This window comes from Neisseria sp. P0021.S007 (assembly GCF_051956855.1).
This window is the reverse complement of record NZ_JBQCXA010000639.1, coordinates 1-645: the sequence shown is the minus strand read 5'-3', so window position 1 is coordinate 645 and position 645 is coordinate 1. Positions and strand designations below refer to the sequence as shown.

1 protein-coding gene is annotated in these 645 nt (G+C 51.6%); it reads left to right on the top strand.

The window, feature by feature from the left end; all coding sequences use genetic code 11:
- Positions 1 to 480 (top strand): UDP-N-acetylglucosamine--N-acetylmuramyl-(pentapeptide) pyrophosphoryl-undecaprenol N-acetylglucosamine transferase (locus ACTHUR_RS15105; RefSeq protein ID WP_440399433.1); only part of this gene is annotated, 480 nt, incomplete at its 5' end.
- Positions 481 to 645: the final 165 nt, after the last annotated feature.

Genomic DNA, 645 nt, shown 5'->3' with positions numbered 1-645 from the left:
AACAAAACCGTTCCGCAGGCTTTGGCATTTTTGCCTGGGGCTGCCCGTCCGCAAATGTATCATCAGTCCGGCCGCAATAAATTGGGTAACTTGCAGGCGGATTACGATGCGTTGGGTGTGCAAGCCGAGTGCGTCGAATTTATTACCGATATGGTGTCTGCCTACCGAGATGCCGATTTGGTGATTTGTCGTGCCGGCGCGCTGACGATTGCCGAACTGACGGCTGCCGGTTTGGGTGCGTTGCTGGTGCCGTATCCGCATGCAGTGGACGACCATCAAACAGCCAATGCGCGTTTTATGGTGCAGGCCGAAGCTGGTTTGCTGCTGCCGCAAACTCAACTGACGGCAGAAAAATTGGCCGAAATCCTCGGCGGTTTGAACCGTGAAAAATGCCTGAAATGGGCGAAAAATGCCCGTACGCTGGCGTTGCCGCACAGTGCGGACGATGTGGCGGAAATTGCCATATCCTGTACTGAGTAAGCAGGCAGACTTCGATTAAAGGCCGTCTGAAAGTTGATTAACGGCATTTCAGACGGCCTTCATTGCCTTTGTTAAAATTCCTTTACAATAAAAGCATAGCGCAGAAGCGGATAGCCCTTTAAAATAACGCCTTTACGCACTAAAAACCAACCGGAACGCAACGTT